The organism is Streptomyces afghaniensis (genome assembly GCF_044327915.1).
GTDB lineage: Bacteria > Actinomycetota > Actinomycetes > Streptomycetales > Streptomycetaceae > Streptomyces > Streptomyces afghaniensis.
In genome coordinates, this window is sequence record NZ_JBIRGJ010000007.1 from 583,167 (window position 1) to 607,000 (window position 23,834).

A 23,834-nucleotide genomic window follows, 5' to 3' on the forward strand; every position below is an offset into this window, starting at 1 on the left:
CGGCGGAGTCCCTAACGCTCGGTCGCCCCGTAGAACAGCTCGTCCACCACGCTCCGGGCCCGGCGGGCCGTCCGCCGGTACGCGTCGAGCATGTCGCCGGCGTGGCCGGGTCCGTAGCCCAGATAGCGGCCGACGGCGGCGAGTTCACGGGGCTCCGTGGGGAAGGTGTCACCGGCCCGGCCGCGTACCAGCATGACCGCGTTGCGGACGCGGGTCGCGAGCACCCAGGCCTCGTCCAGGATCGCCGCGTCCTCCTCCCCGATGAGACCGGCCGTACGGGCGGCGGCCAGCGCCTGGCGCGTCCGGGTCGTGCGCAGACCCGGCTCGGCCGCGCCGTGCCGCAGTTGCAGCAGCTGCACCGTCCACTCCACGTCGGACAGACCGCCCGGCCCGAGCTTGGCGTGCAGCTTGGGATCGGCGCCGCGCGGCAGCCGCTCGGACTCCATACGGGCCTTCAGCCGCCGGATCTCGCGCACGGCCTCGTCGGCGAGCCCGTCCGCCGGGTAGCGCAGCGGGTCGACCAACTCCATGAACCGGCGGCCCAGACCCTCGTCCCCGGCCACCGGCTCGGCCCGCAGCAGCGCGTGCGACTCCCAGGTCAGGGCCCACCGGCGGTAGTAGGCCGCGTACGAGGTGAGGGTCCGCACGAGCGGGCCGGACTTGCCCTCCGGGCGCAGGTCGGCGTCGATGAGGAGGGGCGGGTCGGCGCTGGGGATCTGGAGCAGCCGGCGCATCTCCGAGACGACCTTGTTGGCGGCCTGCGAGGCCTCCCGCTCGTCGACGCCGTCGCGCGGCTCGTGCACGAACAGCACGTCCGCGTCGGAGCCGTAGCCCAGTTCGTGCCCGCCGAAGCGTCCCATGCCTATGATCGCGAACCGGGTGGGGAGGCTGTCGCCCCATCCGTCGCGCACGACCGCGCGGAGCGTGCCGGCCAGGGTCGCGGCCGTCAGGTCCGACACCGCGCCGCCGACCCGGTCCACCAAGGCGCCCTGGTCGGCCTCGGCGGCCTGCTCCTCGGTGCCGTAGGAGCCGACGATGTCCGCGGCGGCCGTACGGAACAGCTCGCGGCGGCGCACACCGCGGGCGGCCGTGACCGCCTGGGTGGCGCCGTCGGCCCGGTTCACCGCGGCGAGTATCTCCTGCTCCAGATGGGTGCGGGAGCGCGGCTCGAGGCCGCCGCCGTCCCCGTCGCCGAGCAGCGCCACCGCCTCGGGGGCCCGCATCAGCAGATCGGGCGCGAGCCGGCCGGCCGACAGCACGCGGGCGAGGTTCTGCGCGGCGGCGCCCTCGTCCCGCAGCAGCCGCAGGTACCAGGGCGTCTTGCCGAGCGCGTCCGACACCTTGCGGAAGTTGAGCAGACCCGCGTCCGGGTCGGCCGAGTCGGCGAACCAGCCCAGCAGCACGGGCAGCAGGGTGCGCTGGATGGCGGCCTTGCGGGTGACGCCGGAGGCCAGTGCCTCCAGGTGGCGCAGGGCGGACGCCGGGTCGGCGTAGCCGAGGGCGACCATGCGCTCCCGGGCCGCCTCGGCGCTCAACCGGGCCTCACCGGTGGCGAGTTGGGCGACCGCGTCGAGCAGCGGCCGGTAGAACAGCTTCTCGTGCAGACGGCGTACGACGGTGGCGTGCCGCTTCCACTCGCGCAGCAGCTCGGCGACCGGGTCGGTGCGCAGTCCGAGGGAGCGGCCGATGCGCCGCAGCTCGGCCTCGTCCTCGGGCACGAGGTGGGTGCGCCGCAGCCGGAACAGCTGGATCCGGTGCTCCATGGAACGCAGGAAGCGGTAGGCCTCGTCGAGCTGGGCGGCGTCGGCCCGGCCGACATACCCGCCGGTGGCGAGGGCCTTCAGCGCGTCGAGGGTGGTGCCGCTGCGCAGCGAGGTGTCGGTCCGGCCGTGCACCAACTGGAGGAGCTGCACGGCGAACTCGACGTCCCTGAGACCGCCGGGGCCCAGCTTCAGCTGGCGGTCGACCTCGGCGACGGGGATGTTCTCCACGACCCGGCGGCGCATCTTCTGCACGTCGGGGACGAAGTTCTCGCGCTCGGCGGCCTTCCACACCAGTGGCTGGACGGCGGCGACGTACTCCGCGCCGAGGTCGAGGTCACCGGCCACCGGCCGGGCCTTGAGCAGGGCCTGGAACTCCCACGTCTTGGCCCAGCGCTGGTAGTAGGCGAGGTGGCTGGAGAGGGTCCGCACGAGCGGACCGTTCCTGCCCTCGGGCCGGAGGTTGGCGTCCACGGGCCAGATGGACCCCTCGACCGTCGTCTCCGAGCAGATCCGCATCATGTGCGAGGCGAGCCGGGTCGCGGCCCGGAGGGCCTTGGTCTCGTCGGCGCCCTCGACGGCCTCCCCCACGAAGATGACGTCCACGTCGGAGACGTAGTTCAGCTCGTGGCCGCCGCACTTGCCCATCGCGACGACCGCGAGCCGGCACAGGGCGGCGTCCTCGGGCGCGGCCGCCCCGGCGAGACCGAGGGCGGCACGCAGGGTGGCGGTGGCCAGGTCGGCGAGCTCCGCGGCGGACTCGGCGACACCGGTGGTGCCGCACACGTCCCGGGCGGCGATCGACAGCAGGCAGCGCCGGTAGGCGACGCGCAGGGAGACGGGGTCGGTGGCCTCCGCGAGTCCGGCCTCGAACTCCTCCACCCCGGGGTGCAGGTCGTGCGCCTCGTACATGACGAGAGCCTGCCAGTCGTCCGGGTGCCGGACCAGGTGGTCGGCGAGGGCGGTGGAGGCGCCGAGCACACCGAGCAGCCGGTCGCGCAGGGGCTTGGACGAGATCAGCGTGTCGAGCAGCTCCCGGCGGGCGCCGGGCCCGGACTGGGCCTCCAGCAGCCGGACCAGTCCGAGCAGCGCGAGATCGGGGTCGGCGGTCGCGCCCAGCGCGTCCAGCAGCACCGGGTCGTCGCGCAGGGGCGCGAGCTCGGCGCTGTCCAGGAGCCGCTCGGCGGCGGAGGCGTCGGTGAAGCCGTGCCGCAGCAGCCGCGTGAAGGTACTGCTCCTGCGCCCCGGCGCCGCCGTCATCCGGGCCTCCCTCGCACTCTTCCTCGGACCTGCATCGGATCAAGGTCTACGGCTTGAGCCTAACCGCAGAGGCCGGGGGAAGCTCCGATGAGTTCGGTGGGCGGACGGGGTCTGCACCTGTGAGGAACAGGCCGCAAGGACTGACATCACAGCCCGGGAGGACGCTCATGACCACCATGCGCCCGGAGACCCGTCTGGACCGCCGCTACAGCGACGAGACGGCCACCGCGACCGACTGGCAGGAGGCCGAGGCGCGGCTCACGGCCGCCGAACTGTTCTGGATCACGACGGTGCGCCCCGACGGCCGCCCGCACGTCACGCCGCTGCCGGCGGTCTGGTCGGACGGCGCCCTGCACTTCTGCACGGGCCCGGAGGAACGCAAGGCGAGGAATCTCGCGGAGAACCCGCACGTCGTGCTGACCACCGGCACGAATACCTGGAACAAGGGCTTCGACCTGGTGGTCGAGGGCGAGGCGACGCGCGTGACCGACGACGGGCGGCTACGCGAACTGGCCGCCGCGTGGGAGGCGAAGTACGGCAGTTTCTGGCACTTCGAGGTACGGGAGGGGTATTTCCGCCACGGCGCGGGACACGCGGCCGTCTACGCGGTGGCGCCGCGCACGGTTTTCGGCTTCGGTAAGGGGGAGCCGTTCAGCCAGACGAGGTGGCGGTTCGCCTGATGCCTGACGAAGGAGTCACGCCATGGACTTCACGCTCGAAGTCATCCCGCTGCCCGTGACCGACATCGACCGTGCCCGGGACTTCTACCGGGACAAGGTCGGCTTCCACGTGGACATCGACCAGGAGGTCATGCCCGGGATGCGCATCGTCCAGCTGACGCCTCCCGGCTCCGGCTGTTCGATCGCCCTCGGCGACTCGATCTGGGAGATGACCCCGGGCCCCACCCCGGCCCCCGGCTCCTACCAGGGCCTGCAACTGTGCGTCGCCGACATCAAGGCGGCCCACGCGGAGCTCGTGGAACGCGGCCTCGACGTCTCGGAGCCGGTCCAGTACGCCCCCGACGACGGCGCCACGTTCATGCACTTCCAGGACCCGGACGGCAATGGGTGGGCGATCCAGGAGTACCGCCGCCGGGCGACGGAGCCGCTGCACCAGTTGCTGGCGGACCTGAAGCGGCAGGAGGGCTGACCGGGCCGGGGTCCCGCTGGCCTGGGAAGGGTCCCGGCCGGACACCCCTACGCTCGCCGCCATGGTCTACGTCAACTTGCCCGAGATCGGCCTGGAGGGCGAATGGCCGGTGAGCGACGGGGAACGAGCCCTGGCCGCCCGCCTGCTGCCGTTGCTCCCCGCCGCGCCCGCACCCGGAGCCGACGGGCCGACGCGCTGGGACATCGTCGACACGTCGCTGCGGACGGTGCTCGAGGTGATCCGGGACAACGGGGACCTGCTGTTCGGCGGCCGCACCTCGGTGGCGAGCGAGCGCGGCCGGATCAGCATGATCGAGATGCCCTTCGCCATCGGCAGGCTGTTCCACGAGATCGACACCCATCACCAGCTGTCGGTGTCCGTTCGGGGCACGGCTGCGGGCAACGCGTACCTGGACTCGTGCGTGGAGCGTCTGGAGCCGGAGGTGGCGGAGTTGCGGCGGCTGCTCAGGGAGGCCGCGAAGCCGTAGAAACGGACGAGGGGGCCGGCGATCATCGCCCGCCGGCCCCCTCCCCATGCCGTCCGGGAGACAGGTCCTTCCAGGCGTCGGGTCAGACCTGGTCACTGAGATACAGGCGGCGCCTTCTTGAGCACGCCGCGTCCACGCCGTCTTGATCGCCCACCTCGCGGAAGATCGCTGCGGCTTGAGCCAGTGCCTCACTCGCCCTGTGGAGCTGACGGTCTGCATGGTGTGTGCGGCTGAGGTTGAACAGCGCCCAGGCTTCGCGTGTGCGGTCGTGGTGCTCGCGGAAGATGGCCAAGGCCCTGGCCTGGGCCTTGAAAGCACAAGCCAATAGACCGTGCTTTTCATGTTCGTAGTGCTCAAGCTCACGGCCGAGGTACCCCAGAACCCTTGCAACTGGGACTGTCGACCGGTTCGGGTCGTGCGATATGGCCAGCACGGTTTCGGTAACGGTGACCAAGTCGTCGTAGTGCCACCTGGCGCCGAGGTACGGGCCAATGATCCAGGCGAGCGCCACCCTCAGGCCGGGACGGCCATCCGCCTGTGGAGCGGTGACCGCGGCCACCAGATTCGAATGTTCGCCATCGAGCCATGCTGCAGCCTGCCCCCGGCTGCTGAACCTGACGTCGCCAACCTTGGGCGGGCGGAAGGGTTCCTGGAAGATCACCAAGGGCAGCGAGGCATAACTGGCTGCCGACGCCATGGCAATGTAGTGGGCGTAGAGGCGTCTGCGGGCCGTCTCGCGGTCGTCGGTGTCGGCGTGGATCTTTCCGGTCTCATCGGCATACAGGCGCACCAGATCGTGCAGACGCCAGCGGCCCCGGGTATCCCCGGGCTCGATGAGATGGGCACGGGCCAGATCCTGCAGCAGTTTCTCGGCCTCGTCCCGGTCGATGCCGGCCAGGTGGGTCGCGGCGCTGGTGGATATGTCAGGGCCTGCATTGAGCGACAACAGCCGGAACAATCGCGCGTGCGGGGGATCGAGGCGCTCGTAGGACAGGTCGATCGCGCTCCGCACGGCCGCCCGCTCCTGCGGCGAGGGCTGAGTATGAGTGGTGAACGACGCCCCGGCCAGCGCCGCCGGCAAGGCCGCCGATGTCGGATCCATCCCCTGGCTCCTCTCCCCCGTGCGGATGTCACGAGAGCAGAGACCAGCAACCAACTGAGACACCAGATGCCGCCTGTGCTGCACACCGGTTCCGCCGATGCGGTGCGCGGATCTGCCCTCCGGTTGTCAATTCCATCTTGTTCCTTGCGCTTCCGGTGCGCCATTGCGGGCGCCGCCACAGTGAGACGACACGGGGCCGACGGTTCACGACCGTCGGCCCCATCCGCCGCATCAGCGGAAAACCCGCTCCCTGACCGCCCCTACAGCGCCGGAAGGTTCTTCCGCAGCTCGAACGCCGTGACCTCGCTGCGGTACTCCTCCCACTCCTGCCGCTTGTTGCGCAGGAAGAAGTCGAAGACGTGCTCGCCGAGGGTCTCGGCGACCAGGTCGCTGCGTTCCATCAGGGTCAGGGCCTCGCCGAGGTTCTGCGGGAGCGGCTCGATGCCCATCGCGCGGCGTTCCGCGTCGGAGAGGGCCCAGACGTCGTCCTCGGCGCCCGGCGGGAGCTCGTAGCCCTCCTCGATGCCCTTCAGGCCGGCGGCGAGGAGGACGGCGTAGGACAGGTACGGGTTCGCGCCGGAGTCCAGGGAGCGGACCTCGACGCGGGCCGAGCCCGTCTTGCCGGGCTTGTACATCGGGACGCGGACGAGCGCCGAGCGGTTGTTGTGGCCCCAGCAGATGTACGACGGGGCCTCGCCGCCCGCGCCGGCCGTGCGCTCCGCGCCGCCCCAGATGCGCTTGTAGGAGTTGACCCACTGGTTCGTGACCGCGGAGATCTCCGCCGCGTGCCGCAGCAGGCCGGCGATGAAGGAGCGGCCCACCTTCGAGAGCTGGTACTCCGAGCCCGACTCGTAGAAGGCATTGCGGTCGCCCTCGAAGAGGGAGAGGTGCGTGTGCATGCCGCTGCCCGGGTGCTCGGAGAACGGCTTCGGCATGAAGGTCGCCTGGACGCCCTGCTCCAGCGCCACCTGCTTCATGACCAGGCGGAACGTCATGACGTTGTCGGCCGTGGAGAGCGCGTCGGCGTAGCGCAGGTCGATCTCCTGCTGGCCCGGTGCGCCCTCGTGGTGGGAGAACTCGACGGAGATGCCCATCGACTCCAGCATGGTGATCGCCTGGCGGCGGAAGTCCATGCCGACGTTGGTCGGGGTGTGGTCGAAGTAGCCGGAGTTGTCGGCCGGGGTGGGGCGGCTGCCGTCCAGCGGGCGGTCCTTCAGGAGGAAGAACTCGATCTCCGGGTGCGTGTAGAACGTGAAGCCCAGGTCGGAGGCGCGGGCCAGGGCGCGCTTGAGCACGTAGCGCGGGTCCGCGAAGGACGGGGAGCCGTCCGGCATGAGGATGTCGCAGAACATCCGGGCCGTGCCCGGGGCCTCCGCGCGCCAGGGCAGGATCTGGAAGGTCGACGGGTCCGGCTTGGCGATCATGTCGGACTCGTAGACCCGGGCGAAGCCCTCGATGGCGGAGCCGTCGAAGCCGATGCCCTCGTCGAAGGCCTGTTCCAGCTCGGCCGGGGCCACGGCGACGGACTTGAGGAAGCCCAGCACGTCCGTGAACCACAGGCGTACGAACCGGATGTCGCGCTCCTCCAACGTCCGGAGCACGAACTCCTGCTGCTTGTCCATCTTCCGCTTCCCCATCCTTGCTGGTCAGGCCGCCTGTCTTCCGTACCACGGGAGGCGGTCGGGCACCTGAGCATCCCACCACACGAGCATTTCGTACGCGTTGCGCACCATGATCGCCCGGCCGGCCCGGGACCGAACGCCTCCCGTACGGCGGGTGAACTGCTCTTCCGCCCATAGTGCCTGCTCGCACCGGCATCCGTAACGGCCGGTCCGTCCCGCAACCCCACCCACTTAATTTGCATTTCAGATACAACTTTAAATAGCGTGCTCGGCAGTCGAGTCCTGAGGAGTCCCGATGCTGTCCGAGCAGTCCGCCGCCACCGTCCGCGCCACCCTCCCCGCCGTCGGCGCGGCCCTCGGCACGATCACCGAGCGCTTCTACGCCGGGCTGTTCGCGGCCCACCCCGAGCTGCTGAACGACCTGTTCAACCGGGGCAACCAGGCCGCCGGCACCCAGCGCCAGGCGCTCGCCGGATCCATCGCCGCCTTCGCGACGCACCTGCTCGACCACCCGGAGCAGCGGCCGGACGCGATGCTGCATCGCATCGCCCACAAGCACGCCTCCCTCGGCGTCACGCCCGAGCAGTACGACGTCGTCCACGAGCACCTGTTCGCCGCCATCGCCGAGGTGCTCGGTGACGCCGTCACGCCCGAGGTCGCCGCCGCCTGGGACGAGGTCTACTGGCTGATGGCGAACGCCCTCATCGCCGTCGAGAAGCGGCTCCGTCAGGAGCGGGGCGGGCACGTCTGGCGGGCCTGGGAGGTCGTCGAGCGTGTCGCCGAGACCGACGACGTCGTCACGTTCCGGCTGCGGCCCGCCGACGGCGGTCCGGTGCGGGACTTCCTCGCTGGCCAGTACGTCTCCGTCCGGGTCGCCCTCTCCGACGGCGCCCGGCAGATACGGCAGTACAGCCTCTCCGGGGCGCCCGCCCCCGACCTGAGGCAGATCAGCGTGAAGCGCGTGCGCGGCGAGGGCTCCCCCGACGGCGAGGTCTCGAACCACCTCCACGCGCGCGTGGAGGTGGGTGACGTCCTGGAGCTGTCCGAGCCCTGCGGCGACCTCGTCCTGGACGCCGGCCCCGACACACCGCTGCTGCTGGCCTCGGCGGGCATCGGCGTGACCCCCATGACCGCGATGCTGGCGCACCTCGCCGGCTCGGGACACCGCGCCCCGGTCACCGTCGTGCACGGCGACCGCTCACCCGCCACCCACGCCCTGCGCGCCGACCACGAGGCCTACGCCGCCAAGCTGCCCGAGACGGCCGTGCACTTCTGGTACGAGCAGCATGCCCCGGCGGGCGCCCGCTCCGGCCTGGTCGACCTCGCCGGCGTCCCGGTCGAGCCGGGCACGCGCGCGTACCTGTGCGGACCGCTGCCCTTCATGCGGGCGGTACGGGCCCAGCTGATCGGCAAGGGCGTGGCGCCGGCCGACATCCACTACGAGGTGTTCGGGCCGGACCTGTGGCTGGCGGGGCAGACCTCCTAGACGTCACGGGGGTCGGCGCCCCGCGAGATCTCCAGCAGCAGGGCCCCGGTCGGTTCCGCCACGATGTCCGCCACCGTGATCGGGTCCAGGGAGGCGAAGAACGCCTCCTGGGCCCGGCGCAGGGCGCCGCGCAGACGGCAGGCGGAGTTCAGGGGGCAGGGGGTGGGGCCCTCGCAGTCGACGACGTCGCCGTCGCCCTCGAAGGCGCGCACCACGGCGCCCACCGACGCCGTGCGGCCCCGCTCGGTGAGTGTGAGGCCGCCGCCGCGGCCGCGCCGGGCGGCCAGCAGGCCCATGTGCTGGAGCTCGGCGACGACCTTCGCCAGGTGGGTGTACGGCACGTCCATGCCGGCGGCGACATCCCGGGTCGTCGGAGTCGACTCGCCGGCGACGGCGAGCCGCATCAGGACCCGCAGGGCGAGGTCGGTGGAACGCAGCAGCCGCATACCCGCAGCGTAGGTAATCGGTATCTGAGGTTCAAATAATCCTGAGAAGCTGTCGGACACCTGTCGGTGCTGTATCGATTCAGCCCATTCCCGCGGCCGCCCTACGAGAGGCCCGGTCTCCCCCATTACGATCAGCTCACCCGACCGTCCCACTTTCCCCACGAAGGACACCCCATGGGCTCCGCCAAGAAGAGCAACACGGACCGCAAGGCGCGGATAGAGGAGATGCGGCGCGCCGAGCAGGCCCGTGAGCGCCGCAACCGGATCCTCACCATCGGGGCCAGCGTCGTGATCGTCTGCGGTCTCGTCGCCGGCGGTGTCGTGCTCGTGCGGTCCCAGTCCGACGGCGGCAGCGACACCGCCGCGAGCGACTCCTCGGCCAAGGGCAAGTTCGTCACGGGCAAGGACGGCGTGAAGACCTGGGAAGGCGAGCTGGCCCGCAACCACGTCAGCAAGGCGGTGAAGTACGCCTCCGTGCCGCCGGTCGGCGGCGACCACAACCAGGTCTGGATGAACTGCAACGGCGACGTCTACACCAAGGAGATCAAGAACACCAACGCCGTGCACTCGCTGGAGCACGGCGCGGTGTGGGTGACGTACAACGCCGACGCGAAGAAGGCCGACGTCGACGCGCTCGCGGCGAAGGTGAAGAAGACGCCGTACACGCTGATGAGCCCGCTGGACGAGCAGAAGGACCCGATCATGCTCTCGGCGTGGGGGCACCAGCGCACGGTGACGGGCGCGAGCGACCCGAACGTCGACAAGTTCTTCGAGAAGTTCGTCCAGGGCCGGCAGACCCCCGAGCCGGGTGCCGCCTGCACGAACGGGCTGTCGCAGTGAGGCAGGTCGGTCTGATCGCGGGGGCCGCGGCGACGGCGCTCGTCGCGGCCGGCGCGATCACCTACGCCGTCGCCGGGGACGACGGCAGCGGCCGGACCCCGTCCGCCGAGTCCGCGGACGCCGGGTTCGCGCGGGACATGGCGGTGCACCACCAGCAGGCCGTGGAGATGTCGTACATCGTGCGCGACCGCACGAAGGACGAGGAGGTGCGGCGCCTCGCGTACGACATCGCGCAGACGCAGGCCAACCAGCGCGGCATGATGCTCGGCTGGCTCGACCTGTGGGGCCTGCCCAAGGTGTCCTCCGAGCCGCCGATGACCTGGATGGACATGGGCGGCATGGCCTCCGGCAAGGACGGCGCGCTGATGCCGGGCATGGCGACCAACACCGAGCTGAAGAAGCTCGGCCGGCTCAGCGGGAAGCAGGCGGAGATCTTCTACCTCCAGCTGATGACGGACCATCACAAGGGCGGCATCCACATGGCCGAGGGCTGTGTCGAGAAGTGCACGGTGGGCGTGGAGAAGCGGCTCGCGCAGGGCATGGTGGACGCGCAGCAGTCGGAGATCGGCCTGATGGCGGACCTGCTGAAGGAGCGGGGCGCCGCACCGCGCTCGTAGGGCGTAAGCCTCAAATCGCCCTCCGTTGCTGCTTCTTGGGCTCTTCTTGGCCTCCGTAGGGCGCTTCTTGGGGTGCGCATTCCCCTGGCATGAAGGGTTCGTCGCGAGAGTGGCGACCGTCGAGTGATCCACTCGCGACGAACCGCACAGGGGGTTCCATGAGATCCAACCGCGCCAAGGTGCGCGCTGGGCTGAGCATGGCGGCGACACTGCCGATGCTCGCCGGTGCGCTGGCGCTCGGCATACCCGCGGCGCACGCCGCCGACCACCCGCTCCGCGACCTGCTCGCCGGGACCAAGCCCGCGTGGGCCACACCCAAGGCCGACAAGGGTGCCGTCTCCGACGGCGCCGGGGTGTCGGCCCGGGTCTATCTCCGGGGGCGCGACGCGGCCGGCCTCGCGGCGTACGCCAAGGCCGTCTCCGACCCGACGTCGGCCTCGTACGGCAAGTACCTGACCGCCCAGCAGGCGCGGGCCCGCTTCGGTGCGACCAAGGCCCAGGTGGCGGCCGTGAAGGCCTGGCTGACGGCGGCCGGGCTGAAGGTCACGGGCGTCACGGCGCACTACGTCTCCGTCACCGGTGACGTGGCCGCCGCGGAGAAGGCGTTCGGCGCCCAGCTGCACAACTTCGCCAAGGGCTCCAGGACCTACCGCGCCCCGGCGAGCACCGCCTCCGTGCCCGCGAGCCTGGCCGGCGCCGTGCTGACCGTCACCGGCCTGGACAACGCCCCGCACATGGTCACGCACGACGACACACTGCCGCCGCCGGACACCGTCTTCCGCAACGCCGGGCCGTTCTCCTCGTACTACGGCTCGAACACCGCGAGCACGCTGCCGGACGCGTACGGCACGAAGATCCCGTACGCGGTCAAGGGCTACACGGGCAAGCAGCTGCGGGCCGCCTACGGCGCGGGCACGCGCACCGGCAAGGGCGTCCGGGTGGCCATCACGGACGCGTACGCCTCGCCGACGATCGCCTACGACGCGGCCACCTACGCCGGCAAGCACGGCGACGCGGCCTGGAAGACCGGCCAGCTGCACCAGGTGCTGCCGAAGAAGTACACGAACACCAAGGACTGCTCGGCCTCCGGCTGGTACGGCGAGGAGACCCTGGACGTCGAGGCCGTGCACGCGGTCGCGCCGGCCGCGGACGTCACCTACGTGGGCGCCGCGTCCTGCACCGACGCCGACCTGCTCGACGCGCTCGGCAAGGTCGTCGACCACCACCTGGCCGACATCGTCTCCAACTCCTGGGGCGAGGTCGAGGCCGCGCAGACGCCCGACCTCGCGGCCGCCTACGACCAGGTCTTCCAGCTGGGCGCGGTCGAGGGCATCGGCTTCTACTTCTCCTCCGGGGACGACGGCGACGAGGTCGCGAGCTCCGGGACGAAGCAGGTCGACTCCCCGGCCAACTCGGCGTGGGTCACCGCCGTCGGCGGCACCTCGCTGGCCGTCGGCAAGAACGACACGTACCTCTGGGAGACCGGCTGGGGCACCGACAAGGCGAGCCTGTCGGCCGACCGCAAGAGCTGGACGGACTTCCCCGGCGCCTTCACCTCCGGCGCGGGCGGCGGCACCAGCAGGACGGTCGCCGAGCCCTCGTACCAGAAGGGCGTCGTACCGGACGCGCTGGCGAAGGCCAACAGCGCGGGCGGCAACCGCGTCGTCCCGGACATCGCGGCGATCGCCGACCCGAACACCGGCTTCCTGGTCGGCCAGACCCAGACGATGCCCGACGGGAAGACGCAGGCGTACAGCGAGTACCGCATCGGCGGCACCTCGCTCGCCGCGCCGACCATCGCGGCCATCCAGGCGCTGGCCCAGGAGGCCCGCGGCGGCAAGGCGATCGGCTTCGCCAACCCGGCGATCTACGCGAAGGCCGGTTCGAAGGCCTACCACGACGTCACCGACAACCCGACGGGCTCCGGCCTGGCCGTGGCCCGCGTCGACTTCGTGAACGGCTACGACGCCACGGGCGGCCTGGCCACGTCCGTGCGCAGCCTGGGCAAGGACAGCTCGCTGTCCGCCGTGAAGGGCTACGACGACGTCACCGGCGTGGGCACGCCCGCGAGCGGTTACGTGGAGTCGTACCGGCGCCGCTGACATCCGTCGGCCGACCTCCGCAAGGGGACAGGGGTGGTGTGGGGTGACCCACACCACCCCATTGCGTCGCTCTGACGATTACACTGGGCCCGTGCCTCAACTACGTCTCGCCCTGAACCAGATCGACTCGAGCGTCGGCGACCTCGCCCAGAACGCCGAGTCGATCGTCCGCTGGACCCGGCACTCCGCCGAGCAGGGAGCGCATCTCGTGGCGTTCCCCGAGATGGCGCTGACCGGGTATCCCGTCGAGGACCTGGCCCTCAGGTCGTCCTTCGTGGAGGCCTCCCGGGCGGCCTTGCGCAGCCTGGCCGCCCGCCTGGCCGACGAGGGCTTCGGCGAACTGCCGGTGATCGTCGGCTACCTCGACCGCTGCCCGACCGCCCAGCCGAAGTACGGCCAGCCCGCCGGCGCGCCGCAGAACGCGGGAGCGGTGCTGTACGGCGGCGAGGTGGTCTTGAACTTCGCCAAGCACCACCTGCCGAACTACGGCGTCTTCGACGAGTTCCGCTACTTCGTGCCCGGCGACAGCATGCCGGTCCTGCGGGTCCACGGCGTGGATGTCGCCCTGGCCATCTGCGAGGACCTCTGGCAGGACGGCGGCCGGGTCCCGGCGGCGCGCTCGGCGCGGGCCGGCCTGCTGGTCTCGATCAACGCCTCGCCCTACGAGCGCAACAAGGACGACACGCGCCTGGAGCTGGTCCGCAAGCGGGCCCAGGAGGCCGGCTGCACGACGGCCTACCTCGCCATGATCGGCGGCCAGGACGAGCTGGTGTTCGACGGCGACTCGATCGTCGTGGACAAGGACGGCGAGGTCGTGGCGCGGGCGCCGCAGTTCTCCGAGGGCTGCGTGGTCCTGGACCTGGACCTGCCGGCGGCGTCGGCGGACGCCCCGACGGGCGTGGTGGACGACGGCCTGCGCATCGACCGGGTCGTGCTGTCGGAGGACCCGCTGCCCCGCTACGAGCCGGAGCTCACGGGCGGCTACGCGGACCGCCTGGACGACGACGAGGAGGTCTACTCGGCGCTGGTCGTGGGCCTGCGGGCGTACGTCGCGAAGAACGGCTTCAAGTCGGTCCTGATCGGTCTGTCGGGCGGCATCGACTCGTCGCTGGTCGCGGCGATCGCGTGCGACGCGGTGGGCGCGCAGAACGTGTACGGCGTGTCGATGCCGTCGAAGTACTCCTCGGACCACTCCAAGGACGACGCGGCGGAAATGGCCCGGCGGACCGGCCTGAACTACCGCACGGTCGCCATCGAGCCGATGTTCGACGCGTACATGGGCGCGCTGGGCCTGACGGGCCTGGCCGAGGAGAACCTCCAGTCGCGCCTGCGCGGCACGCTGCTCATGGCCATCTCCAACCAGGAGGGCCACATCGTGCTGGCCCCGGGAAACAAGTCGGAACTCGCGGTCGGCTACTCCACGCTCTACGGCGACTCGGTCGGCGCCTACGGCCCCATCAAGGACGTCTACAAGACGTCGATCTTCCGCCTGGCCGAGTGGCGCAACCGGGCCGCCCGCGAACGCGGCCAGACCCCGCCGATCCCCGAGAACTCCATCACCAAGCCCCCGAGCGCGGAACTCCGACCGGGCCAGGTCGACACGGACTCGCTCCCCGACTACCCGGTGCTGGACGCGATCCTCGACCTCTACGTCGACCAGGACCGGGGCGCCGACGAGATCGTCGCGGCCGGTTTCGACCGGGAGCTGGTCACGAAGACCCTGCGCATGGTCGACACGGCGGAGTACAAGCGACGCCAGTACCCGCCGGGCACGAAGATCTCGGCGAAGGGCTTCGGGAAGGACCGCCGCCTGCCGATCACGAACGGGTGGCGGGAGTCGCTCTGACAGCCCGTCGCGCCGCGTTGCCGCTCACCACACGACAACCTCCGTCACCACCTTGACCGGTGACGGAGGCGGTGACAGCATCGTCACCGGTTCAGGTGGTGACGGCGGCAGCGCGAAAGGCGGGGCACGTGACCGGGATCCGCGACATCGAGGTCGTCGTCTTCGACGTCCTCGGCACACTCGTCGATGAGCCCCGGGGGCTTCGAGCGGCGATACGCGAAGCCGTACCCGCGTCCGACGAGGCGGCGGCCGTCGACCACCTGCTCGCCTTGTGGCAGCAGCACGGCGAGGCCGAACAGCGACGCATCCGGCAGGGGCTCCGCCCGTACGCCGGCACCGAGGCCCTCGACGCGGAGGCCGCGCGGCTCGTCGCCGGGCGGGCCGGGCTCTGCGACCCCGCGGCCATCGCCCGGCTGGCCACCGCGGGCCGGCGGCTGCCGCCCTGGCCCGACTCCGTCGCCGGTCTCGAACAGCTCGCGCGGCGGTTCCCCCTGATCGGGCTCTCCAACGCCGGCCGTACGGCGCTGCTGCGCCTCAACGCGCACGCCGGGCTGCGCTGGCACCAGGCCCTGTCCGCCGAAGCCGTCCAGGCGTACAAGCCGGCGCCGGAGGTCTACCGGCTCGCTCTCGACACCGCCGGCTGCCCACCGGAACGCGTACTGATGGTGGCCGCCCACGCCTGGGACCTCCGCGGGGCGCAGGCGGTCGGTATGCGGACCGCCTACGTCCGGCGGCCGGCCGGAGATCCGCCGGCGAGCGACGACGCCTTCGACTGGCGGTTCGACGAACTCGGCCAGCTGGTGGCCTCGCTGACCAGGGGTCAGGTAGCGTCCGGCTGACACGGACAGGGGGCTGATGATGGCGGAGCGTGGGGTGCCGGACCGCGTGGTGGTCGCCGAACGGATCGCCGCCGAGGCGGGGTTCGAGAAGAGCTGCATCCCCGAAGTGGGCAGGCTCCTCAAACTGGCAGCCGCCGCCAAGCCCGGTGGGGTCGTCGCCGAGAGCGGCACCGGCTCGGGGGTGGGAACCGCCTGGCTGCACAGTGGCCTGGGGGCCGGGGCGCGTCTCGTCACCGTCGAGCGTGACGAGGAGCTGGCCCGGCGAGCGGCGGGCGTCTTCGCGGACGACGACCGCGTCAGTGTGCTGACCGGCGACTGGCGGCTCCTTGAGCAACACGCCCCCTTCGACGTCTTCTTCTGCGACGGCGGCGGCAAGCGGGACGCCCCCGAACGGGTCGTCGAGCTGCTGGCACCCGGCGGCATCCTCGTCCTGGACGACTTCACCCCCTCGGCCGACTGGCCGCCCCGGTTCGAGGGGGAGGTGGACGAGCTCCGCCTCTTCTACCTCACCCACCCGGCCCTGGACGCCACCGAAGTCCTCACCACACCGTCCAGTTCGGCGGTCGTCGCGGCACGTCGCGTCTGACCACGAGAGGTTCTGTGCCTCAGGGCACGGTGACGACGATCTTGCCGCGCGCGTGACCGGTGGCGCTCTCCTCGTGCGCCGCGGCGATGTCCTTCAGCGGGAACACCCTGTGCACCGGCACGGTGAGGCGGCCTTCCTCGGCGAGGGACGCGGCGTACGGCAGCCCTGACCAGCCGGGCTCCCCCGCCCCGGAGCGGGAGAGCCGGACTCCGTGGCGGGCGGCGTCGAAGTCGGCGATCGTCACCACCCGGTGCGGGTCTTCGGCGATGGCCACCAGGTCGGGGAGGGAGCCCTTGCCCGCCGCGTCCAGCACCACGTCGACGCCCTGCGGAGCGAGCGGAGCCAGGCGACCGGCCAGGCCGGGACCGTAGGTGACCGGGGTGACGCCGAGTCCGTCGAGGAAGTCGTGGTTGCGTTCGCTCGCGGTGCCGATCACGGTCAGCCCGCGGGCCCTGGCCAGCTGCGCGGTCATCGTGCCGACCCCGCCGGCCGCACCCTCGATGAGGAGGGTCATCCCCCCGACGGCCCCGAGGGCGTCCAGCACACGGGTGGCCGTCTCGACGTTGCCCGCGGCACCGCCCGCCGTCTCGAAGGACCAGGCCCGGGGCATGTGAGCCCATGCCTCCAGCACCGCGTACTGAGCGCAGGCCCCGCCCAGCCGGGCCACGGGGACGAGGCCGAACACGGCGTCTCCCACGGCGGTGCCGGTCACGCCTTCGCCCACCTCGTCGACGACTCCGGCGGCGTCCATCCCGGGGATGTGGGGGAACCGCAGGGAGGCCATCTCCTTCAACATCCCCGAGCGCAGGTACCAGTCGGCGGGCGTGACGCCCGTGGCACGCACCGAGATGCGGAGCTGCCCCGGGCCGGCGTGGGGTTCCTCGGCCTCCTCGACGGAGAGGACCTCTGGACCGCCGTAGCGGTGGTAGCGCGCACCCAGCACTGGCAACCTCCGTATGTCCGGGAGTGGTTCACGGAGAACTTCCCGGAACCGGTGGGGTGTTCCCCGTGCGCCGAAGTGAGAGACCGACCGGCCGCGCCCTCTCGGTTGCCGTACGCGGCGGTCGCTGAGGAAGAAGCAGGCGCGACGGTCCCGTACACGCAGAGCGGCAGCCCGCGGAACACACCCGCGAGCTGCCGCCCGAGTCACAGCGCCGGCGCACCGGCCTTTCGTCAGTGGTGCACCGCTTCCGCCTCCTGCGGGACATGGCTCGCCACGACCCGCTCGCGTCCGCCGGCCGGCGCACTGCGCCGGTCCACCGCGTACGCCAGCGACGCCACGCCGAGGCCGAGCACGGCCAGGGCAGCGCCGGCGAGGGCCGGGGAGGTGACGCCGAAGCCCGCGGCCAGGGCGAGGCCGCCGATCCAGGCGCCGCCGGCGTTGGCCAGGTTGAAGGCCGCCTGGTTGGCGGAGGAGGCCAAGGACGGGGCGGACGCGGCCTTGTCCATGACCATCAGCTGGAGCGGGGAGCCGGTGGCGAAGGCCGCCATGCCGAGCAGGATCACGGCGACGGCGGCGGTGACCTCCGTGCGCATCAGCAGCGGGAACAGTGCCAGCACCGCCGTCAGAGCGCCGAGGCCGCCGAACAGCGTGCCCCGCAGGGAGTGGTCGGCCAGGCGGCCGCCCAGCAGGTTGCCGGCGGTCGCGCCGACACCGAACAGGGCCAGCAGCAGGGTCACGCTGGCGCCGGCGTAGCCGGCGGCGTCCGTGAGCATGGGCGTGATGTAGCTGTAGGCCGCGAAGAGGGCGCCGAAGCCCGCGACCGTGGTGCCGAGCGACAGCCAGACCGGGACGGAGCGCAGAGCGGCCAGTTCGCCGCGCAGGCCCTTGGCGGTGGCGTGCTCGTGGTCGTGCGGGATCAGGAACGCGAGCGCGGCGATCGCCGCCAGGCCGATGGCGCTGACGCCGAGGAAGGTCGCCCGCCAGCCGAGCTGCTGGCCCATGAGGGTCGCGACGGGCACACCCACGACGTTCGCGACCGTCAGGCCGAGGAACATCAGGGAGACCGAACGGGCCTTGCGTTCGGGCGCGACCATGTTCGTCGCGACGACGGCGCCCACGCCGAAGAAGGCGCCGTGCGGCAGACCGCTCAGGAAGCGGGCCGCCAGCAGCCAGCCGTTGTCGGGAGCGAGGGCCGACAGCGCGTTGCCCGCGACGAACAGCCCCATCAGGCCCATCAGGACCGTACGGCGGGACATCCGGGCGGTGACGGCGGCCAGCAGCGGGGCGCCGATGACGACGCCCAGCGCGTACGCCGACACCAGGTGGCCGGCGCTGGGTATCGAGATGTTCAGGTCGTTCGCGACGTCGGGCAGCAGCCCCATCATCACGAACTCGGTGGTACCGATGCCGAAGGCGCCCACGGCGAGGGCGAGCAGGGCCAGGGGCATGAGGGAGCCTTTCGAGACTTACGGGGGTTCGTACTTGCGACTTCGTATGTTCAAGTACGGAACAAAGTCTCGCAGGCCCACTATTCCGCGAGGTCGCCGAGAGGTGAATCCGCGGTTGCCGGATCCTGCCGAACAGGCCCTGAGCTGGTGTTTTCCTCAGCCGCCTGTGGTGACACTCACACGGGCCGCGATGGGCAGATGGTCGCTGCCCGTCTGCGGGAGGGTCCACGAGCTCTCCGGCTTCAGGCCCCTGACCATGATCTGGTCGATGCGCGCCATCGGGAACGACGCCGGCCAGCTGAACCCGAAGCCGTTGCCGGCGGCGCCCTGCGTGGAGCGCATCTGGGAGGTGACGGCGTTGAGCGCGCGGTCGTTCATGGTGCCGTTCAGGTCGCCGAGCAGGACGACGTTCTCCAGCGGTTCATGGGCGATGGCCTCGCCCAGGAAGTCGGCGCTCCGGTCGCGCTGCCGGGCCGTGAACCCGGCCTCCATCTTCACGCGCACCGAGGGCAGATGGGCGACGTAGACCGCGACCTGCCCGGACGGGGCGGTCACGGTGGCGCGCATCGCCCGCGTCCAGCCCAGGTCGATGTCGACGGCCCGCACGCCGGTCAGCGGGTACTTGCTCCACACGCCGACGGTGCCCTGCACCGAGTGGTACGGGTACGTCGGGTCCAGCGTCTTCTCGTACGTCGGGACCGCGGACGCCGTCAGCTCCTCGAGGGCCACCACGTCCGCGCCGGAGGCGGCCACGTCACGGGCGGTGCCGGCCGGGTCGGGGTTGTCCGCGTTGACGTTGTGCGTGGCCACGGTGAGGTCGCCGCCGGTGGCGGTCTTGTCGCTGACCTGGCCGCCGAAGAGGTTCAGCCAGACCAGCGCCGGCAGCAGCACCGCGATCAGCGCGGTCGCGGACTTGCGGACCACGGCGAGCAGGAGCAGCACCGGAATGAGGAGACCGAGCCAGGGCAGGAACGTCTCCACGAGGCTGCCCAGGTTCCCGATCGTGTTCGGGATGCGCGAGTGCAGCATCATGACCACGGCCAGTAGCACCGCGCAGGCGGCCAGGACGACGCCGCGCCGCCAGATCCGCCGGTCGCGGAGCCGGTCGCCGAGCCGGCCGCCGAGCAGCCGGTCGAACAGGCGCCGAAGCCGGTCTCCCCGGGGCTCGGGCCCCGAGCCGCCGTTGTCCGTCTCCGTCATGTACGCCTGCTGCGCCATACCGTCGCCTCACTGCCTGCCGTGCACACCATCGCCCCCGTGTCTACGACCCTAGGGGATGATCCGTTCCGTTCCCGCCGTCCTTCGACGGCCGTACGGGGGCGATGACGTCCGAGCCCGCGCGACGAGTTCCGACCAGGCCCTCAGTAAGCGCCGTCTGTGACGAAACGCGCACACTAGGGGGTGCGAGCTGCGGAACTGACGGGGCGTAGGCCTTCGAGGAGTGTGTCGACGACCTGGGCGGCGAGGTCGTCGGGGAGTTCGGCGTCCGGGCGCAGGACGGAGCGCACGAGCACGGGCGCGATGAACATGTCGCCCAGAAGTTCGAGGTCGACGTCCGTGCGCAGTTCGCCGTTCTCCTGCCCCCGGCGCAGGATCTCCTGGCCGAGCCGGCGGCGCGGTGCGAGGACGGTGGCCTCGTACGCCGCCCAGATCCTGGGGCTGGTCTTCATCTGGGCGTGCACATTGGTCAGGATCGCCGAGGAGCGCTTGGCCAGGCCGCGCAGCCGCGCCTGTTCCAGCAGGGCCACGAGGTCGTCGCGCATGGAGGTGCCGGGGAGCGGGGGTTCGGGGGGTTCGACGGCGCGCAGGACGTCGACGAAGAGTTCCTCCTTGCCGCTCCAGCGGCGGTAGATGGTGGCCTTGCCGACGCCGGCGGTCCGGGCGACCCGCTCGATGGACAGCTCCGCGAGGGACACGCCCTCCTCCAGGAGCCTCATCAGGCCCTCGATGATGGCGCGCTCGACGGCCTCGCTTCTGGGGCGGCCCCTCGCGGGGCCGTCGTGCCGGGGTTGCCGTTCGGCGAGGCTCACGTCGCTCCGTCCTTTCCTGAGCTGTCGAGGATGATTCTCACGCAGCCCTACGGCCGCGCGTCCGACAACGCCCGCTCCTCATCCCCCTCCTGGGGAGCCGGCTGCCTGCCGGGCAGGAACAGCGCCACGACGACCGTGCCGATCAGTGCGACGCCCGCTCCCCACAGGGCGGTGACGTGCATCGCGTGCAGGAACGCGTCGTAGGCGGGGGTGACCAGGGCCTTGCCCTGCGGGCCCAGCTTCGCGGCGACGCCGAGGGTGGCCTCGATGGACTCCCCCGCGGTGTGCCGGGCGGCCGACGGCAGCCGGTCGAGCTCGTCCTCGATGCCCGTGCGGTAGGCCGTGGACAGCACGGAACCGAGGACGGCGATGCCCAGGGCGCCGCCGACCTGCCGGAAGGTGTTGCTGAGGGCGGAGGCCGAGCCGGCCTTCTCGCGGGGCAGGGCCTGCATGATGACGACGCTGACCGGCGTCATGATGTGCGCCATGCCGGTGCCCATCAGGAAGAAGATGACTTCCAGGATCCAGATGGGGGTGTCGGCGTCCAGCGTGGCGAAGGCGGCCAGCATCGCGGCGATGACCAGCATTCCGGCGGTCGTGGTGGCCTTGTTGCCGAAGCGGTCGACCAGCAGCCGGGCGCGCGGCGCGAAGATCATCTGGGCGGCGGCCAGCGGCAGCATCAGCAGACCGGTCTGCAGCGGCGAGTAGCCGCGCACGCTCTGTGTGTAGAAGACCGAGAAGAAGGTCACGCCCATCAGCGCGAAGAAGACCAGCGCGATGGCGGCGATGGCGGCCGAGAAGACCTTGTTCTTGAAGTACGTGACGTCGATGGACGGGTGGTCGCTGCGCTTCTCGAACACCACGAAGGCGACGAGGACCGCGAGCCCGGCGCCGATCGTCGACAGCACGGTGGCGTCGGTGAAGTCGGCGAGCTGGCCGCCCTTGATGATGCCGTAGACGAGCAGCACCAGGCCGACGACGGAAAGCGCGACTCCGACGGGGTCGAGGCGGCCGGGGTGCGGGTCGCGGGAGTCGGGCACCAGCCACAGCATCAGCGCGAGTGCGAGCAGCACGATCGGCACGTTGATGAGGAAGACCGAGCCCCACCAGAAGTGGTCGAGGAGCACCCCGCCGGTGATCGGGCCGATGGCGATGGCGAGGCCGACGCCGCCCGCCCAGATGCCGATGGCCTTCGGCTGCTCCTCGCGCTCGAAGACGTTCATGAGGACGGCGAGCGTGGCCGGCATGACGAACGCGGCGCCCAGGCCCATCACGGCGCGGAAGGCGATCAGCTCCCCCGGCGAGCCGGAGAAGGCGGCGAGCGCGGAGCCGGCCCCGAACACGGCCAGACCGCCGAGCAGCACCTTCTTGCGGCCCAGCCGGTCACCCAGCAGGCCGGCGCTGAACAGCAGGCCGGCGAAGACGAGGGTGTAGGCGTTGATCGCCCACTCCAGCTCGCTCTGCGTGGCCCCCAGGCCGGTCGGGGCGGGGGTGGAGATCGTCTTGATGGCGACGTTCAGGATCGAGTTGTCGAGGACGACGATCAGCAGGCTGAGCATCAGCACGCCGAGGATCGCCCAGCGGCGCCGGTGCACCGCTTCCGGTATGCGGGGGCCGGTGGGGGCGGCACGGTCGGCAGGAGAAGTCATGCCGTGGACCCTAGAGCCGTTTCGATACGAGACCGTCTCGTATTGGAATACCTTTACCGAGCCCTTACGCACACTGTGCTTCAGCCCACCGGAGTGGAACTCACAGGGGCTCCCCTAGCCCTGGATGGCACGAGGTGCCACCATGGACGTGGTCCGGGGACGCCGTCAGGGCGCCTCGAGATGACGTGTTAGGAGCCGTGCCATGACGCAGCTTCCGGCTGCCCAGACTGCTCAGACGAAGTCCTCCGACGGCGGCAAGACGCTGTACGGAGGCAAGGGCACCCGCCGCATCACCGTGCGGGACATCGCCGCCGCCAAGGAGCGCGGCGAGAAGTGGCCCATGCTCACCGCCTACGACGCGATGACCGCCTCCGTCTTCGACGAGGCCGGGATCCCGGTCATGCTCGTCGGCGACTCGGCGGGCAACTGCCACCTCGGGTACGAGACGACCGTGCCCGTCACCCTCGACGAGATGACCATGCTGTCGGCGGCGGTCGTACGGGGCACCTCGCGTGCCCTGATCGTCGGCGACCTGCCCTTCGGCTCCTACCAGGAGGGTCCGGTGCAGGCGCTGCGCTCGGCGACCCGGCTGGTGAAGGAGGCGGGCGTGCAGGCCGTGAAGCTGGAGGGGGGCGAGCGGTCGCACGAGCAGATCCGGCTGCTCGTCGAGTCCGGCATCCCGGTCATGGCGCACATCGGCCTGACCCCGCAGTCCGTCAACGCGATGGGCTACCGCGTGCAGGGCCGGGGCGAGGAGGCGGCCCAGCAGTTGCTGCGGGACGCCAAGGCCGTGCAGGACGCGGGCGCGTTCGCCGTGGTGCTGGAACTGGTTCCGGCGGAGCTGGCGGCCGAGGTGACGCGGGTGCTGCACATCCCGACCGTCGGGATCGGGGCGGGGGCCGAGACGGACGCCCAGGTGCTGGTGTGGACCGACATGCTCGGCCTGACCGGCGGGCGGATGCCGAAGTTCGTGAAGCAGTACGCGAACCTGCGTGAGGTCATGGGGAACGCGGTGAAGGCGTTCGCGGAGGACGTGGTGGGCGGAACGTTCCCGCTGGAGGAGCACTCGGTCCACTAGGAGCACTCGGTCCACTGGAAGCCACAGCGGTACCACGGACAGCCCGTCGATCTTCCCCCGTCGACGGGCTGTCCGCCTTAGCGCCTGAGCCGGTGCCGTCCGTCGACGAGGCCCCGGCGCCTCCGGATCGCTATCCTCCCCGTGGGCGCGTCCGGGAACCGAGGGGGTCTGATGGCGAGTGGGCGGATCATCGCCGCCGGGGGTGCCGCGGCGACGGTGGTACTGGGTGTGGTCACCTCGGTGGTGCTCGACGAGGTGGGGGCGGGCTGGGGCTGGTGGGTCGCTCTCGCAGCCGTCGTCGCCCTCTCGGCCGGACTGGCGGCCTTTCTGACGCTTCGCCAGCAGCCGTCGCGCCCCGGCCCTGGTGGCGTCCACGCGGGGCGAGACATCACGGCCGCGGTGTCCACCCGGGCGTCCGGACTGCCGGACAGCCCCGAGGCTGCCGAAGGGGCGGGTGCGGTGCAGGCGGGCAGGGACATCGCGGGCGAAGTCTCCACGCACGTGGACTTCGCCCCGCCGCCCGCGGATCCGGAGCGATGAGCGT

Annotated in this window: 21 protein-coding genes; 12 read left to right on the forward strand and 9 right to left on the reverse strand. The window is 71.4% G+C overall.

Features of this window, described 5'->3' with window-relative positions; translation table 11 throughout:
* Positions 1 to 11 precede the first annotated feature (11 nt).
* Complete coding sequence (locus ACH4G3_RS28425) at positions 12 to 3,020, reverse strand: bifunctional [glutamine synthetase] adenylyltransferase/[glutamine synthetase]-adenylyl-L-tyrosine phosphorylase (protein ID WP_397627167.1); 3,009 nt, start codon at positions 3,018 to 3,020, stop codon at positions 12 to 14.
* 167 nt (positions 3,021 to 3,187) lie between these two features.
* Between ACH4G3_RS28425 and ACH4G3_RS28430 the strand changes: the two genes are divergently transcribed.
* From ACH4G3_RS28430 to ACH4G3_RS28440, 3 genes are all read left to right on the forward strand, one after another.
* The gene (locus ACH4G3_RS28430) at positions 3,188 to 3,700 is read left to right on the forward strand and encodes a pyridoxamine 5'-phosphate oxidase family protein (protein WP_397627168.1); all 513 of its coding nucleotides are present in this window, start codon (positions 3,188 to 3,190) and stop codon (positions 3,698 to 3,700) included.
* Between the two features lie 22 nt (positions 3,701 to 3,722).
* Positions 3,723 to 4,169 carry a VOC family protein gene (locus ACH4G3_RS28435; protein ID WP_397627169.1) on the forward strand — a complete coding sequence of 149 codons (447 nt, stop codon included), beginning with the start codon at positions 3,723 to 3,725 and terminating at the stop codon, positions 4,167 to 4,169.
* Between the two features lie 61 nt (positions 4,170 to 4,230).
* Complete coding sequence (locus ACH4G3_RS28440) at positions 4,231 to 4,656, forward strand: hypothetical protein (RefSeq protein WP_397627170.1); 426 nt, start codon at positions 4,231 to 4,233, stop codon at positions 4,654 to 4,656.
* 82 nt (positions 4,657 to 4,738) lie between these two features.
* Here ACH4G3_RS28440 and ACH4G3_RS28445 read toward each other — a convergent pair whose 3' ends face one another.
* On the reverse strand, positions 4,739 to 5,758 hold the full coding sequence (locus ACH4G3_RS28445; RefSeq protein WP_397627171.1) for a hypothetical protein: 1,020 nt from the start codon (positions 5,756 to 5,758) through the stop codon (positions 4,739 to 4,741).
* A 260-nt stretch (positions 5,759 to 6,018) separates the two neighbouring features.
* On the reverse strand, positions 6,019 to 7,380 hold the full coding sequence (gene glnA / locus ACH4G3_RS28450; protein WP_010037011.1) for a type I glutamate--ammonia ligase: 1,362 nt from the start codon (positions 7,378 to 7,380) through the stop codon (positions 6,019 to 6,021).
* Positions 7,381 to 7,675: 295 nt separating this feature from the next.
* On the opposite strand from glnA, the gene ACH4G3_RS28455 reads away from it, so the two are divergent.
* Complete coding sequence (locus ACH4G3_RS28455; protein WP_397627172.1) at positions 7,676 to 8,866, forward strand: globin domain-containing protein; 1,191 nt, start codon at positions 7,676 to 7,678, stop codon at positions 8,864 to 8,866.
* Here ACH4G3_RS28455 and ACH4G3_RS28460 read toward each other — a convergent pair.
* Positions 8,863 to 9,312 carry an RrF2 family transcriptional regulator gene (locus ACH4G3_RS28460; protein WP_397627173.1) on the reverse strand — a complete coding sequence of 150 codons (450 nt, stop codon included), beginning with the start codon at positions 9,310 to 9,312 and terminating at the stop codon, positions 8,863 to 8,865. The two genes, ACH4G3_RS28455 and ACH4G3_RS28460, sit on opposite strands and share 4 nt — an antisense overlap.
* A 174-nt stretch (positions 9,313 to 9,486) precedes the next feature.
* Between ACH4G3_RS28460 and ACH4G3_RS28465 the strand changes: the two genes are divergently transcribed.
* The 6 genes from ACH4G3_RS28465 to ACH4G3_RS28490 all read left to right on the forward strand — a co-directional run bounded on the left by ACH4G3_RS28465 (position 9,487) and on the right by ACH4G3_RS28490 (position 16,142).
* Positions 9,487 to 10,152 (forward strand): DUF3105 domain-containing protein, encoded by a 666-nt coding sequence (locus tag ACH4G3_RS28465; protein WP_397627174.1) that lies wholly within the window; start codon positions 9,487 to 9,489, stop codon positions 10,150 to 10,152.
* The gene (locus ACH4G3_RS28470) at positions 10,149 to 10,769 is read left to right on the forward strand and encodes a DUF305 domain-containing protein (RefSeq protein ID WP_397627175.1); all 621 of its coding nucleotides are present in this window, start codon (positions 10,149 to 10,151) and stop codon (positions 10,767 to 10,769) included. The genes ACH4G3_RS28465 and ACH4G3_RS28470 overlap by 4 nt, the downstream gene beginning before the upstream one ends.
* Positions 10,770 to 10,927: 158 nt before the next feature.
* Entirely contained in the window at positions 10,928 to 12,871 is a 1,944-nt protein-coding gene (locus ACH4G3_RS28475) for a S53 family peptidase (RefSeq protein WP_397627176.1), read from the forward strand.
* 91 nt (positions 12,872 to 12,962) lie between these two features.
* On the forward strand, positions 12,963 to 14,717 hold the full coding sequence (locus ACH4G3_RS28480) for an NAD+ synthase (protein ID WP_397627177.1): 1,755 nt from the start codon (positions 12,963 to 12,965) through the stop codon (positions 14,715 to 14,717).
* 128 nt (positions 14,718 to 14,845) lie between these two features.
* Positions 14,846 to 15,556 (forward strand): haloacid dehalogenase type II, encoded by a 711-nt coding sequence (locus tag ACH4G3_RS28485; RefSeq protein ID WP_397627178.1) that lies wholly within the window; start codon positions 14,846 to 14,848, stop codon positions 15,554 to 15,556.
* Positions 15,557 to 15,575: 19 nt separating this feature from the next.
* Positions 15,576 to 16,142 (forward strand): O-methyltransferase, encoded by a 567-nt coding sequence (locus ACH4G3_RS28490; protein WP_397627179.1) that lies wholly within the window; start codon positions 15,576 to 15,578, stop codon positions 16,140 to 16,142.
* Between the two features lie 19 nt (positions 16,143 to 16,161).
* On the opposite strand, the gene ACH4G3_RS28495 is transcribed toward ACH4G3_RS28490, so the two are convergent.
* The 5 genes from ACH4G3_RS28495 to ACH4G3_RS28515 form a co-directional block, all read right to left on the reverse strand.
* Positions 16,162 to 17,085, reverse strand: a complete 924-nt coding sequence (locus ACH4G3_RS28495; protein ID WP_397627180.1) for an NADP-dependent oxidoreductase — start codon at positions 17,083 to 17,085, stop codon at positions 16,162 to 16,164.
* A 230-nt stretch (positions 17,086 to 17,315) separates the two neighbouring features.
* The gene (locus ACH4G3_RS28500) at positions 17,316 to 18,533 is read right to left on the reverse strand and encodes an MFS transporter (protein WP_397627181.1); all 1,218 of its coding nucleotides are present in this window, start codon (positions 18,531 to 18,533) and stop codon (positions 17,316 to 17,318) included.
* A 156-nt stretch (positions 18,534 to 18,689) separates the two neighbouring features.
* Positions 18,690 to 19,751 (reverse strand): endonuclease/exonuclease/phosphatase family protein, encoded by a 1,062-nt coding sequence (locus ACH4G3_RS28505; protein WP_397627182.1) that lies wholly within the window; start codon positions 19,749 to 19,751, stop codon positions 18,690 to 18,692.
* Positions 19,752 to 19,927: 176 nt separating this feature from the next.
* Positions 19,928 to 20,563 carry a TetR/AcrR family transcriptional regulator gene (locus ACH4G3_RS28510; RefSeq protein ID WP_397627183.1) on the reverse strand — a complete coding sequence of 212 codons (636 nt, stop codon included), beginning with the start codon at positions 20,561 to 20,563 and terminating at the stop codon, positions 19,928 to 19,930.
* A 47-nt stretch (positions 20,564 to 20,610) separates the two neighbouring features.
* On the reverse strand, positions 20,611 to 22,212 hold the full coding sequence (locus ACH4G3_RS28515) for an MFS transporter (RefSeq protein ID WP_397627184.1): 1,602 nt from the start codon (positions 22,210 to 22,212) through the stop codon (positions 20,611 to 20,613).
* 202 nt (positions 22,213 to 22,414) lie between these two features.
* Here ACH4G3_RS28515 and panB point away from each other — a divergent pair, with 202 nt between their 5' ends.
* Positions 22,415 to 23,290, forward strand: coding sequence for a 3-methyl-2-oxobutanoate hydroxymethyltransferase (panB, locus tag ACH4G3_RS28520; RefSeq protein WP_354745895.1), 876 nt, complete (start codon positions 22,415 to 22,417; stop codon positions 23,288 to 23,290).
* Between the two features lie 171 nt (positions 23,291 to 23,461).
* Positions 23,462 to 23,830 carry a hypothetical protein gene (locus ACH4G3_RS28525; protein ID WP_397627185.1) on the forward strand — a complete coding sequence of 123 codons (369 nt, stop codon included), beginning with the start codon at positions 23,462 to 23,464 and terminating at the stop codon, positions 23,828 to 23,830.
* Positions 23,831 to 23,834: the final 4 nt, after the last annotated feature.

Excerpts from the sequence above, each read along its gene's own strand:
- ACH4G3_RS28425 (WP_397627167.1), bottom strand. The coding sequence starts at position 3,020 with ATGACGGCGGCGCCGGGGCGCAGGAGCAGTACCTTCACGCGGCTGCTG.
- ACH4G3_RS28430 (WP_397627168.1), top strand. The coding sequence starts at position 3,188 with ATGACCACCATGCGCCCGGAGACCCGTCTGGACCGCCGCTACAGCGAC.
- ACH4G3_RS28435 (WP_397627169.1), top strand. The coding sequence starts at position 3,723 with ATGGACTTCACGCTCGAAGTCATCCCGCTGCCCGTGACCGACATCGAC.
- ACH4G3_RS28440 (WP_397627170.1), top strand. The coding sequence starts at position 4,231 with ATGGTCTACGTCAACTTGCCCGAGATCGGCCTGGAGGGCGAATGGCCG.
- ACH4G3_RS28445 (WP_397627171.1), bottom strand. The coding sequence starts at position 5,758 with ATGGATCCGACATCGGCGGCCTTGCCGGCGGCGCTGGCCGGGGCGTCG.
- glnA (WP_010037011.1), bottom strand. The coding sequence starts at position 7,380 with ATGGACAAGCAGCAGGAGTTCGTGCTCCGGACGTTGGAGGAGCGCGAC.
- ACH4G3_RS28455 (WP_397627172.1), top strand. The coding sequence starts at position 7,676 with ATGCTGTCCGAGCAGTCCGCCGCCACCGTCCGCGCCACCCTCCCCGCC.
- ACH4G3_RS28460 (WP_397627173.1), bottom strand. The coding sequence starts at position 9,312 with ATGCGGCTGCTGCGTTCCACCGACCTCGCCCTGCGGGTCCTGATGCGG.
- ACH4G3_RS28465 (WP_397627174.1), top strand. The coding sequence starts at position 9,487 with ATGGGCTCCGCCAAGAAGAGCAACACGGACCGCAAGGCGCGGATAGAG.
- ACH4G3_RS28475 (WP_397627176.1), top strand. The coding sequence starts at position 10,928 with ATGAGATCCAACCGCGCCAAGGTGCGCGCTGGGCTGAGCATGGCGGCG.
- ACH4G3_RS28490 (WP_397627179.1), top strand. The coding sequence starts at position 15,576 with ATGGCGGAGCGTGGGGTGCCGGACCGCGTGGTGGTCGCCGAACGGATC.
- ACH4G3_RS28500 (WP_397627181.1), bottom strand. The coding sequence starts at position 18,533 with ATGCCCCTGGCCCTGCTCGCCCTCGCCGTGGGCGCCTTCGGCATCGGT.
- ACH4G3_RS28505 (WP_397627182.1), bottom strand. The coding sequence starts at position 19,751 with ATGGCGCAGCAGGCGTACATGACGGAGACGGACAACGGCGGCTCGGGG.
- ACH4G3_RS28515 (WP_397627184.1), bottom strand. The coding sequence starts at position 22,212 with ATGACTTCTCCTGCCGACCGTGCCGCCCCCACCGGCCCCCGCATACCG.
- panB (WP_354745895.1), top strand. The coding sequence starts at position 22,415 with ATGACGCAGCTTCCGGCTGCCCAGACTGCTCAGACGAAGTCCTCCGAC.
- ACH4G3_RS28525 (WP_397627185.1), top strand. The coding sequence starts at position 23,462 with ATGGCGAGTGGGCGGATCATCGCCGCCGGGGGTGCCGCGGCGACGGTG.